This window comes from Sphingopyxis sp. 550B, assembly GCF_057401805.1.
The window spans coordinates 546,016-558,652 of sequence record NZ_CM171610.1 but is presented as its reverse complement, the minus strand read 5'-3'; the positions used below and the strand labels follow the sequence as shown (position 1 = coordinate 558,652).

Here is a 12,637-nt window from a genome sequence, read left to right as displayed (position 1 = left end):
CGCTTTCGCCGGCGATTCTAGCGACAGTCGTCCCGCGCTAACGCGCACCGGCAGGGGGTAGCAGGGCGTTTGGCAGGACCAGCGGGATCGCGGCGGTGTCAGCCACCGCTAGCGTCCAATCATGCACCTTGTCGATCTCGTCGCCATAGGCTGCCGTCGCCGCGGCGCGCTCCTGCTTGCGCGCTTCGACCGAGAAATCGGCGCCCGATTTGCTGTGCCGCGAGAAGACGGTGCGGCCGGCCAGGTCGCCGCCTGCCGCCGCTGCGGCCGGAAGCATCGAAAAGTCCGCGAGCGCCTTCAGCGTGGCGGCGGGGTCGGCCAGCAGGCTTTCCGAATCGAGGGTGCGGACGCGATCGGGAAAGCGTTCGGCCAGTGCGATGAACAGGCGCTGCTGGGCCAGCCACCCGACCGCCGCCACCTGAAGGTCGCTGAGCCGGAAATAGTCGCGGGCCTCGAACCCCAGATCGACGAGATTCTCGCGCAGCAATCCTTCGAGAAGCTCGCGCGCCCATAGACGGCACCATAAACCCTTGCGTGCGACCGACAGCAGAAACTCGCGCAGCGGTGCGTGCAGGAGCAGCGCATGGGCGTCGGGGCGCAGTGCCATCATCGGCGTCATCAGCCCCGCAAGGATGTTGGAAGGCTTGACCACGACCGTCTCCGCCGGTGTCCAGCGCCGCGCGAGCAGCAGGAGCGCATCGTCGAGCAGATGTGCAAGCTCCGCCCCCCCGCGCTCGCCACGGCGATGGATGCCGGTGATGTCGTTGAGCAGGACGGGTTCGGAAAGACCCATCGAATGACCCGGAATATCCAGCGCCCGCACGAGCAGCGTCGAGGCGCAGAAGGCGGAATGAAACAGGAAATGGATCGCGCCAGCGTTACCGCGCGCGGCCTCGACGCTCGCGGCGCGCGGCGCCACGATCTCGGGCTGCCCGCCGACGAGCTCGTCGGTCAGAAATGGTCCTGCGGCGTGCATTGCGTGGGGCACGTGACGGAACAGCAGGCGGTCCGCCGCCATGTCGTAGCGGTGTGCAAGCCATGTCGGATCGGCGGGATCGAAAGCGGGCGTGGAAACCATGGTCGCACCATAATCGCGACCGGCCGGGCGACAAGCGCCGTCTTTCCAATGCGCCGTTCGCAGCGTAGGGAAAGTCATGTCCAAGTCGACTCTTTCGTCCCACGAAGCCAATGCTCAGGGGCTCGTCGCGCTGAACGTCGGCGATTCCGCGACCGCGGTTCGGCTGTTCACGCACGCCGTCTCAGTCGATCCGCAAGCCGGAAGCCTGTGGCGCAATCTCGCGCATGCGCACCGCCTGCTCGGTGACGACGACGGTGAGCGGCGGGCCTTGCAAGGCGCGCTCGAGACCGACCAGCGCGACGTTGCCGCGCTCGTCCGGCTGGCCGAACTGCACGAACGGCGCGGCGAAACGCGCGACGCGCTTCTGCGCTGGTCGGCGGTGCTCCAGCTCGGCGAGCAGATCGCCGATCCGGCGCCGGCCTTTGTGCAGATCCTCGACCATGCGCGCGCCTATTGCCAGGCGCAACAGGCCGCGCTCGCCGGCTTCGTCGAGCGCGAATTCGGTTCGCGCCTTTCGGCGCTCGATGAAACGGCGCGCCGGCGTTCCACCGCTTTCCTCGACCATGCCCTCGGGCGTCGCCGCGTCTATCGGAACCAGTGCGCAGGCCTCCATTATCCGTTCCTGCCGGCCGACGAATATTTCGACGACCACCATTTTCCGTGGTTCGACGATCTGGCCGCGCGCGCTCCGGCAATCCGCGCCGAACTCGAGGCGTTGCTCGCCGATCCCGGCGACGCGCTGCGGCCCTATGTCCGCATGGACAAAGGTGCATCGGGCAGCCAGTGGGACCAGCTGGACCACAATGCCGACTGGAGCGCCTGCTTCCTGTGGGAGTATGGCCAGCCCAACCAGCCCGTCCTCGACCGCTGTCCGGAAACCGCTGCCGCGCTCGCCGCGACGCCCAGCGCGCATATTCCGGGCCGGGCGCCCAGCGCCTTTTTCTCGATGTTGCGCCCGCATACGCGCATTCCGCCGCACACCGGCGTCACCAATACCCGGGCAATCATCCATCTGCCGCTGATCGTGCCGCCGCGTTGCGGCTTCCGCGTCGGCGGGGAGACGCGCGAATGGGTCGAAGGCCGGCCCTTCGCTTTCGACGATACCATCGAACATGAAGCCTGGAACGAAAGCGATTCGCTGCGCGCCATCCTCATCTTCGACGTGTGGAACCCGCATTTGAGCCCCGAAGAGCAGGCCGTCATCGCCGATTATTGCCGGACAGCCGACACGCTGACCGAGCCGGCGGCGCGATGAGCCTCTTGCGAGTGGCGCGATCCATTGGTAATTCGGGCTGATTGGCCGGAAGGGGCAGACATGTACGTGGCATCCATTATCCTGAGCGCCCTCTTGCAGGCGTCCAACCCGCAGCCCGTGGCGGACAAGAAAGACGACCCCGATGCGGAAATGGTTTGCCGCCGGGTCGACGTGACCGGCTCGCTCGCCCGCAAGGAACGGGTGTGCAAGACGCGCGGCGAATGGCGCCGTCTGGCGGATTCCGGCAATGCGACCGCCCGCGACATCATCGATTACAGCCGCGGTCGCCCGAGCGGGCAATAATCGTCGGCGCCGAACAGTATAGTCTGACGACACGGCGAGACATACGGTAGAAGCGGATTTCAGAACCACCGGTCTGGATCGAATCCAGACCGGTGGTCTTGTCTTTGGCCTCCTTATACCGGCGTCAGCACCAACGCCCCGTCGCCCTCGTCGACCTTGACCGTCTGACCGTCCCTGACCTCGCCCTTGAGGATGAGGTCGGCGAGCGGGTCCTGCAGATATTTCTGCACCGCGCGCTTCAGCGGGCGGGCGCCATAGACGGGGTCGTAGCCGACGCGGCCGAGCCAGCTGCGCGCCGCGTCGGTGAGGTCGAGCGTCACCTTGCGGTCGGCGAGCAGTTTCTGCACGCGCGCGACCTGGATGTCGACGATGCCGCCCATATGCTGCTGGCCCAGGCGGTGGAACAGCACGATCTCGTCGAGCCGGTTCAGGAACTCGGGCCGGAAATGGGCGCGGACGACCTCCATCACCGCGGGTTCGGCCTGTTCGACCGGCGCGTCGTCGGGAAGCGCGGCGATCGCCTGGCTGCCGAGGTTCGAGGTCAGGATGATCAGCGTGTTGGTGAAGTCGACCGTGCGGCCCTGCCCATCGGTCAGCCGCCCGTCGTCGAGCACCTGGAGCAGGATATTGAACACGTCGCCATGCGCTTTCTCGACCTCGTCGAACAGCACGACCTGATAGGGGCGGCGGCGCACCGCTTCGGTGAGCACCCCGCCTTCCTCGTAGCCGACATAGCCCGGCGGCGCGCCGATCAGCCGCGCGACGCTGTGCTTTTCCATGAATTCGGACATGTCGATGCGGACCATCGCATTGTCGTCGTCGAACAGGAAGCGCGCCAGCGCCTTGGTCAGTTCGGTCTTGCCGACACCCGTCGGGCCGAGGAACAGGAAGCTGCCGAGCGGCCGGTTCGGGTCCTGCAGCCCGGCGCGCGCGCGGCGCACCGCGGTCGAGACCGCGCGCACCGCCTCGTCCTGCCCGATCACGCGCTGGCCGAGATGCGCCTCCATGCCGAGCAGCTTCTCACGCTCGCCCTCCAGCATCCGGTCGACCGGGATGCCGGTCCAGCGGCTGACCACCGCGGCGATGTCGTCGGCGGTGACCTCCTCGCGCAGCATCGCATTGCCCGCGACGGCCTGCGCCTCCTCGAGCTGCTTTTCGAGCGCGGGGATGGTGCCGTAGCTGAGCTCGCCCGCCTTGCCGAGGTCGCCCGCGCGCTGCGCCTGGTCGAGCGCGACGCGCGCGGCGTCGAGCTGTTCCTTGATCTTCGCCTCGGCGTGGATCTTCTCCTTTTCGGCCTGCCACTTCTGGGTGAGTTCGGCCGACTGCTGTTCGAGGTTGGCGAGTTCGGCCTGCAGATTCGCAAGCCGGTCGCGCGACGCGTCGTCGCTTTCCTTGCCGAGCGCGGCTTCCTCGATCTTCATCTGGATGATGCGGCGGTCGAGCGTCTCGATCTCCTCGGGCTTCGATTCGACCTCCATGCGGATGCGGCTCGCGGCCTCGTCCATCAGGTCGATCGCCTTGTCGGGCAGGAAGCGGTCGGTGATATAGCGGTTCGACAGCGTCGCCGCGGCGACGATCGCGCCGTCGGTGATCCGCACGCCGTGGTGCAGCTCATATTTCTCCTTGAGCCCGCGCAGGATGCTGATCGAATCCTCGACCGTCGGCTCGCCGACGAACACCGGCTGGAACCGCCGCTGGAGCGCGGGGTCCTTCTCGACATATTTGCGATATTCGTCGAGCGTCGTCGCGCCGATGCAGTGGAGCTCGCCGCGCGCGAGCGCGGGCTTGAGCAGGTTCGAGGCGTCCATCGCGCCCTCGCCCTTGCCGGCGCCGACCAGCGTGTGCATCTCGTCGATGAACAGGATGATCTCGCCCTCGGCCGACTTGACCTCGTCGAGCACGCCCTTGAGGCGCTCCTCGAACTCGCCGCGATATTTGGCGCCCGCGATCAGCGCGCCCATGTCGAGCGCAAGCAGGCGGCGGTCCTTGAGGCTGTCGGGGACGTCGCCGTTGGCGATGCGCAGTGCGAGCCCTTCGGCGATCGCGGTCTTGCCGACGCCGGGTTCGCCGATGAGGACGGGGTTGTTCTTGGTGCGGCGCGCGAGAATCTGCACGGTGCGGCGGATTTCCTCGTCGCGGCCGATCACCGGGTCGAGCTTGCCCTCGCGCGCGACTTCGGTGAGGTCGCGGGCATATTTCTTGAGCGCTTCGAAGCTGTCCTCGGCGCCCGCGGTGTCGGCGGTGCGGCCGCGGCGCAGCTCGTTGATGACGGTGTTCAGCGCGTCGGCCTTCACGCCGGCGTCGGCGAAGGCCTTGCCGACCGGGGTCGTCGCGGCGAGCACCATGGCGAGCAGCAGCCGCTCGACGGTGACGAAGCCGTCGCCGGCCTTGCTGGCGACCTGTTCGGCCTGATCGAGCAGGCGCACCGCGTCATTGTCGAGCCCCGGCGTGGCCTGCGCGCCCGATCCCGACACGGCGGGCACCTTGGCGAGCAGGGCGTCGATGCCCTGCACGGCGCGGGCGGCATCGCCGCCGGCGCGCTGGATCAGGCCGGCGGCCATGCCGTCCTTGTCCTCGAGCAACGCCTTGGCGATGTGCTCGGGGCCGATCCGCTGGTGGTTCATGCGGATCGCGATCGTCTGCGCCGACTGGAGGAAACCCTTGGCGCGATCGGTGAATTTTTCGAGGTTCATGTAAAGGATCCCCTTTCTTGCCGACAGAGATAGTGTTGCCGTTATGCAACACAAGAGCGCGTTTCGAGATTCGCGTGGAGAGGGGGAGGTGCGGCGAAAATCGGCCGGGAGGAGCGCAGTGTTGGGGAAGATTCGCGCAGAGGCGCAGAGAGTTTGAATCGGGTTCACGCGGAGCCGCGGAGACGCGGAGAAATCGCGCTTGCCGCGAAGCGGCTTCTTCTCGCCCACCTTGTCGTCAGGCGCCGAGATCGGGAAAATATGGGGCCTGTCGGCCCTAACCATATCTCCGCGCCTCCGCGGCTCCGCGTGAACATAATCTCTGCGATCTCTGCGCCTCTGCGCGAATCGTTTCCGAAGCCCCCAGGCGACACAGCCGCTTGCCTTCGCACCGTTCGCCCGCCACACCATCGCGGCCGAAGACAGGAAGGATGGCGGACATGCTGCGACGGGCTTTGCTGGGATTGCTCCTGCTGCTGGCGGCCGCCGCGCTGGGGCTGGCCTTGTGGGAGCCGCTGACGGCGCAGGCGCCCGCCGCGCCTGCCTTCCGGCCGACCGACGTCCAGATCGCGCGCGACAAATTCGGGGTGCCGCACATCTTCGGCAAGACCGATGCCGACGTCGCCTATGGCGTCGCTTATGCCCATGCCGAGGATGATTTCTCGACCCTGCAGGAGGTGCTTGCGATGACCCGCGGGCGCGCCGGGGCGATGCTGGGCGAGGATGGGGCGAAGATCGACTATGTCGCCGAACTGCTCGGCGTGCGCGCGACCACCGCGCGCGACTGGCCGCGCCTGCCTGCGGACGTGCGGGCGCTGTTCACCGCCTATGCCGCCGGGCTCAATCATTATGCCGACAAGCATCCGGGCGAGGTCCGCCTGTCGGGGCTGTTCCCCGTCACCGGCGAAGATGTCGTCGCAGGCTTCGTGCTGCGGTCGCCCTTCTTCTTCGGGCTCGATTCGACGATCGGCTCGCTCGCCGAGGGCACGCCGCTGGCGCGCGAGGGCGGGCCGGCGCTCGACCCCAAGGGGCAGCCGGTCGCGCGCGACCTGACCCCGGTCGGGCGCGATCCCGACGACAATGGCTCGAACGCGATGGCGGTCGCACCGTCGCGCTCGACCGACGGCGCGACGCGGCTCGTCTCCAACTCGCACCAGCCGTGGACGGGCGGCGTCGCCTGGTACGAACTGGTCGTCCATTCGGGCGAGGGCTGGGATTTCGCCGGGGCGAATTTTCCGGGGTCGCCCTATCCTTTCCTCGGTCACAACAAGTATCTCGGCTGGACCAACACGGTGAACCGGCCCGACCTGATCGACGTCTACCAGCTGGCACTCGATGACAGCGGCGAGAATTACCGCTTCGACGGGAAGTGGGTGCCGCTGGAAACGAAGCGGGTCTGGCTGCGCGTCAAATATGGTCCCTTCGTGCTGCCGGTGCCGCGCACCGTCCATCGCTCGGTGCACGGGCCGGTGATCGTCGGTGCCAAGGGCGCCTTCGCCATCCGCTATGCCGGGATCGACCAGGCGAACATGGTCACGCAATATTACCGGCTGAACAAGGCGCGCGATTTCGCCGAGTGGCGTGCGGCGATGGCGGGGCAGGGCGTGCCGGCGACCAATTTCGTCTATGCCGATGCCAGGGGCAATATCGGCTTCTTCTATAATGCGATGTTCCCCGACCGGCCCGCCGGCTATAATTGGCGCGGCGTCCTGCCGGGCGACACATCGGCGAATTTGTGGACGAAGGCGCTGCCCTTCGACCGGGTGCCGGCGCTGGTCAATCCGCGCTCGGGCTATGTGATGAACGCGAACAACACGCCGTGGGTCGCGGCGGGGCCGGGCGACGAGCTCGACGCTGCGGCCTTTTCGCCCTTGCTGGGGATCGAGGACGACATGACCAACCGCGCGGCTCGGCTGATCGAGCTGTTCGAGGCGTCGGGGCTGATCGACGAGGCGCGGCTGAAGGCGATCAAATACGACACCAGCTATGCGAAGACCGGCTATGCCAAGGCGTGGATCGACCGGCTGCTCGCGCTCGACGTCAGCGGCGACCCGGCGCTGGCCGAGGCGCAGCAGCTGCTGCGCAAGTGGGACTGGAACCTCGACGGCAAGGGGCATGGCGATGCGCTGGCGCTGATGCTGCTGCGCCCCGCGGGCGGGCGCCATTACCAGCGACGCCCGCCGCCCGACCCGCTGACCGTGCTCAAGCAGACGGTCGTGCATCTGCAGGACCATTTCGCGACGCTCGATCCGAAGCTGGGCACGGTGCTGCGGCTGCGGCACGGCGAGGGACCGCACCGTGTCGACCTGCCGCTCGACGGCGGCAACGACACGATCCGCGCCTCGACGCTGTGGGACGTGGAGCCCGACGGGCGCCTGAAAGTGCGCCACGGCGACAGCTTCATCCTGTTCGTGACGTGGGACCGCGACGGGCGGGTGCATTCGGAATCAATCCAGCCCTTCGGGGCCGCGACGACGCGGCCGGACAGTCCGCACTATAACGACCAGGCGCCGCTGTTCGTGGCGCACAGGTTGAAGCCGGTGCTGTTCGACCCGGCGGCGCTGCGCGCCAGCGGGGCGCGTTTCTATCGGCCTTGAAAGCCCCGCACGGCCGTCCTACACCATTGATACACTGCCGTTCGGCACGGCCGGTCCGCAGGCCGGCCGGTTTCTCCCCGTTCGAGAGGATGTCCATGCCGCGTCTTTCCCGTCTCGCCGCCCTTGCCCTGTCGACCGCGCTGGTCGCCGCCGGTCCCGCGCTCGCCAAAAGCAAGGCGGCGCAGCCCGCGCCGGTCGCCGAACTGGTGAAGGCGGTCGACATTCCGTGGCAGGCTTTCACGCTCGACAACGGCCTGCGCGTGATCGTGCACGAGGATCGCAAGGCGCCGGTGGTCGCGGTGTCGGTGTGGTATCGCGTCGGGTCGAAGCATGAACCGAAGGGCAAGACGGGCTTCGCGCACCTGTTCGAGCATCTGATGTTCAACGGGTCGGAGAATGCGCCCGGCGATTTCTTCGAGCCGCTGCAACAGGTCGGCGCGACCGATTTCAACGGCACCACCAGCATGGACCGCACCAATTATTTCGAGACGGTGCCGACCGGCGCGCTCGACCGCGCGCTGTTCCTCGAAAGCGACCGCATGGGGCATCTGCTCGGCGCGGTGACGCAGGACAAGCTCGACAACCAGCGCGGCGTCGTCCAGAACGAGAAGCGGCAGGGCGACAACAATCCCTTCGGCCTGCTGCGCTACGAGATTTTCGAGAATCTCTTTCCCACCGGCCATCCCTATCATCACAGCACCATCGGCTCGATGGCCGACCTCGATTCGGCGTCGCTCGACGATGTGAAGCGCTGGTTCACCGACCATTACGGACCGAACAACGCGGTGCTCGTGCTCGCGGGCGACATCGATGTCGCGACCGCGAAGGCAAAGGTGACCGAATGGTTCGGCGACATTGCGCAGGGCCCGGCGGTGACCGCGCCGCCGGTGTCGGTGCCGACGCTGCCCGCGCCGCTCGCCAGGGAGGTCCGTGACCTGATCCCGACGACGCGCCTCTATCGCATGTGGGCGATCCCCGGCCTCAACGATCCCGAGGCGGTGCCGCTGCAGATGGCGGCGACCGTACTCGGCGGGCTGTCCTCTTCGCGGCTCGACAATGCGATGGTCCGCAAGGACCCGGTCGCGGTCGCGGTCGCCGCCTTTGCCCAGACCTTCGAGGATGCCGGCATACTGATCGTCCAGGCCGATGTGAAGGAAGGCGTCGATCCGGCGCTGGTTGGCCAGCGGCTCGACGCAGAGATCGCCAAATTCCTCGAAACCGGGCCGACCGCCGACGAACTGCAACGCGCGGCGGCGAGCTATCTGGGCGGCACGATCGCCGGGCTCGAATCGGTTGGTGGCTTCGGCGGCAAGGCGGTGACGCTGGCCGAGGGCGCGCTCTATTCGAACGATCCGGATCATTACCGGACCGAGCTCGACCGGCTTGCGAAGACGACCCCCGAGCAGGCGGCGGCGGTGGCGCGCAAATGGATGGCGCGACCGGCCTTTTCGCTCACCTACACGCCCGGCGAGCGGACCGAGGGCGGCGAGAACCGCGGCGGCGCGGTGACGGCGGGCAAGGCCGCGGCGGCTGTCGCGCCCGACCGCTACTGGAACGCGGCGCTCGGCGACGTCGGACCCGACACGGGCGCGATGGGCGCGACGGCGATCGCCGACCGGTCGCAGCTGCCGGCGGTGAGCGGGCTCACCGCGCTCGACTTCCCGGCAATCGAGCGCACGACGCTGCGCAACGGGATCGAGGTCGTCTTCGCGCGGCGGACCGCGGTGCCGACGGTGCAGGTCGCGGTCAGCTTCGACGCCGGCTATGCCGCCGACCCGCACGATGCGCTGGGCACCCAGTCGCTGATGCTCAGCCTGATGGACGAGGGGACGACCAGCCTCGATTCGATCGCCTTCGCCGAGGCGAAGGAGCGGCTCGGCGCGCAGATCGACGGCACCGCCAACGCCGACGAGACCGTGTTCAGTCTGTTCGCGCTCAAGCCCAACCTCAGCGCCTCGCTTGGCCTGCTCGCCGACTATATCCGCCACCCGGCCTTCGACGCGCAGGAACTGGAGCGGGTGCGCGCGCAGCAGCTCAATCGCCTGAAAGCCGAGCTCAACAACCCGAACGCGATCGCCTCGCGCGTGCTGCGGCCGGCGCTTTATGGCGCCGACCATCCCTATGGTATCCCGCCCTCGGGCCTCGGGAATGCCAAGGCGGTCGCGGCGGCGACGCGCGACCAGCTCGTCGCCTTCCATTCGGCGTGGATCCGCCCCGACAACGCCCGCATCTTCGTCGTCGGCGATACCACGCTCGCCGAAGTGCGGCGGCAGCTCGACGCGACGCTCGGTCAGTGGAAGCCGCCCGCGGCGCCGAAGGGCGAGAAGCATTTCGACATCGCCATCCCCGCGCCGCAGCCGCGCATCCTGCTGGTCGACCGGCCCAAATCGCCGCAATCGGTCATCATGGCGGGCAAGGTGCTCGCCGCGAAGGGCTCCGACAGCCTCGAGGTGCTGCGCGCCGCGAACGACATCTTCGGCGGTGACTTCCTGTCGCGCTTCAACATGAACCTGCGCGAGACCAAGGGCTGGTCCTATGGCGTGCGTTCGGCGGTCTCCGCCGACAAGGACCGGCTGACCTGGGTCGTGGTCGCGCCGGTGCAGGCCGACCGCACCGGCGATTCGATCCGCGAGTTCCGCAGCGACCTCCAGACCTTCCTCGGCGACAAGGGGGTGACGGCGGCGGAGCTGGAGCGGACGGTCAACGGCAGCGTCCGCGAATTGCCCGGCAGCTTCGAGACGTCGGGCGACGTGCTCGGCGGGCTGCGCTCGATCGTCAAGTTCGATCGCCCCGACGATTATTACGAGACGATCGCCGCGAAATACGAGGCGATGTCCATGCCCGCCGTCGACGCCGCGGCGCGCGAGGCGCTGAGCGTCGACGATCTCGTCTATGTCGTCGTCGGCGACGCCTCGATCGTGAAACCACAGCTTGACGGACTGGGTTTGAACGTCGAAACAGTGGCTCCAGCTAATTGACATTAGTTTCAGTAGGAGGGTTTCGATGTCTCAAGTCGACGGCAGCTATGATTGCGTGACCAAGTCGCCGATGGGCGACCAGAAGTCGGTCTTCACCGTGAAGAGCGAGGGCGACAGCTTCACCGGCCAGAACGCCGGCACGATGGGATCGCTCGACGTCGAGAACGGCAAGGTCGACGGCAACAAGCTGAACTGGACGATGAACATGAAGGTGCCGATGCCGATGACGCTCGAATGCGAAGCGACCATCGACGGCGACACGCTGACCGGCACGATCAAGGCCGGTCCCTTCGGTTCGATGGCGATGACCGGCACCCGCCAGGCCTGACCGTCCGATCCGGATCATATTTCCGGCAGAGAGCCGTCCCGGGCGACCGGGGCGGCCCTTTGCTTATGGGGCCGTCCAGTCTTTCGCCGGCCGGCACGTGGATAGGGGCTATCCAAAGCGGCGGCATGTGCATACATTGTTGCAATGCACAAAATGACAGAGCCTTCGCCGCGGTTGAGCCTCCCCGGCGATCGTGAAATGGTGATCATGATGGCGATGGTTATGGCGCTGAACGCGCTCGCCATCGATTCGATGCTGCCCGCGCTGCCCGCGATCGGCCGCGGGCTGGAGGTCGCGGTGGCGAACCACCGCCAATATGTGATCTCGGTCTATCTGCTCGGCATCGGGATCGGTTCGCTCGTCTATGGCCCGCTCGCCGACCGCTTCGGGCGCAAGGGGGTGCTGGTGCCGGCGCTGGTCGGCTATGTGATCCTGTCGATCGGCTGCGGGCTCGCGATGAGCTTTCCGATGCTGCTCGCGCTGCGTTTCGGGCATGGGCTGGTCAGCGCTGCGCTGGGCGTGATCGTCGTCGCGGTGATCCGCGATCTCTTTTCGGGCGATGCGATGGCGAAGCGCCTGTCGCTGATCTTCCTCGTCTTCATGGTCGTGCCGATCATCGCCCCGACGATGGGCGCGGGGGTCGAGGCGGTCGCCGGCTGGCGTGCGATCTTCATCGTCCTCGCGGTGATGGGGGTGGTGATGATCCTCTGGCTGCGCCGGCTGCCCGAAACGCTCGCTCACGCCGACGTGCGCCCGCTCGACTGGCGCACGATGGTTGCGGGCTGGGCGACGGTGACGCGGCACCGCCGCGCCGCGGGCTACATGATCGCCTCGGGCATGATGCAGGCCGCGCTCTATGGCTATCTCAATAGTAGCGAGCAGATCATCGCCGACGTCTTCGACGCGCGAAGCCTGTTTCCGTTGGTCTTCGCCTGCGTCGCCATCGGCATCGCGGCGGCGAATTTCTCGAACGCGGCGATCGTCGAGCGCTTCGGTGCACGGCGCGTGTCGCAAAGCGCCGTCTTCGCCTTCATGGCGACGTCGATCGCACAGATCCTCGTCGCGCTGAGCGGCGGCGAGACGCTGTGGATGTTCACGGTTCTGATGATGATCAACGTCGGCCTGATCGGGTTCATCGGCAGCAATTTCGGTTCGATCGCGATGGAGGATTTCGGCCATATGGCGGGCGTCGCCTCCTCCTATCAGAGCTTTGCGAAGACGCTGCTCGCCGCGGGGGCGGGGGCGCTGATCGGGCAATTGTACGACGGGACGACGCTGCCGCTCGCCTATGCCTTCTGCGCCTGCGCCGTCATCGGCCTAGCGCTGGTCCTGTGGGCCGAGCGCGGCAAGCTGTTCACCCGGCCGGGGACGGCGGCCAAAACCCCCTTCTGATGCGCCGGACGGCGCC

Annotated in this window: 8 protein-coding genes; 6 read left to right on the top strand and 2 right to left on the bottom strand. The window is 67.4% G+C overall.

Annotation, left to right across the window (positions count from 1 at the left end; genetic code table 11):
• Positions 1 to 37 precede the first annotated feature (37 nt).
• Positions 38 to 1,078, bottom strand: a complete 1,041-nt coding sequence (locus AC2S9W_RS02620) for a hypothetical protein (protein ID WP_286749492.1) — start codon at positions 1,076 to 1,078, stop codon at positions 38 to 40.
• 76 nt (positions 1,079 to 1,154) lie between these two features.
• Here AC2S9W_RS02620 and AC2S9W_RS02615 point away from each other — a divergent pair, with 76 nt between their 5' ends.
• Positions 1,155 to 2,333, top strand: a complete 1,179-nt coding sequence (locus AC2S9W_RS02615; protein ID WP_286749494.1) for an aspartyl/asparaginyl beta-hydroxylase domain-containing protein — start codon at positions 1,155 to 1,157, stop codon at positions 2,331 to 2,333.
• 60 nt (positions 2,334 to 2,393) lie between these two features.
• Complete coding sequence (locus AC2S9W_RS02610) at positions 2,394 to 2,636, top strand: hypothetical protein (RefSeq protein WP_286749495.1); 243 nt, start codon at positions 2,394 to 2,396, stop codon at positions 2,634 to 2,636.
• Between the two features lie 113 nt (positions 2,637 to 2,749).
• On the opposite strand, the gene clpB is transcribed toward AC2S9W_RS02610, so the two are convergent.
• A complete protein-coding gene (gene clpB / locus AC2S9W_RS02605; protein WP_475283027.1) occupies positions 2,750 to 5,329 on the bottom strand; it encodes an ATP-dependent chaperone ClpB in 2,580 nt (859 codons plus the stop codon).
• Between the two features lie 437 nt (positions 5,330 to 5,766).
• Here clpB and AC2S9W_RS02600 point away from each other — a divergent pair, with 437 nt between their 5' ends.
• The 4 genes from AC2S9W_RS02600 (at position 5,767) to AC2S9W_RS02585 (ending at position 12,621) form a co-directional block, all read left to right on the top strand.
• A complete protein-coding gene (locus tag AC2S9W_RS02600) occupies positions 5,767 to 7,923 on the top strand; it encodes an acylase (protein ID WP_475283026.1) in 2,157 nt (718 codons plus the stop codon).
• Positions 7,924 to 8,018: 95 nt separating this feature from the next.
• Positions 8,019 to 10,901, top strand: a complete 2,883-nt coding sequence (locus tag AC2S9W_RS02595) for a M16 family metallopeptidase (protein ID WP_475283025.1) — start codon at positions 8,019 to 8,021, stop codon at positions 10,899 to 10,901.
• A 25-nt stretch (positions 10,902 to 10,926) separates the two neighbouring features.
• Positions 10,927 to 11,229 (top strand): hypothetical protein, encoded by a 303-nt coding sequence (locus AC2S9W_RS02590; RefSeq protein ID WP_067107285.1) that lies wholly within the window; start codon positions 10,927 to 10,929, stop codon positions 11,227 to 11,229.
• A 207-nt stretch (positions 11,230 to 11,436) separates the two neighbouring features.
• A complete protein-coding gene (locus AC2S9W_RS02585; RefSeq protein ID WP_234002514.1) occupies positions 11,437 to 12,621 on the top strand; it encodes a multidrug effflux MFS transporter in 1,185 nt (394 codons plus the stop codon).
• The last annotated feature ends 16 nt before the right edge of the window (positions 12,622 to 12,637 follow it).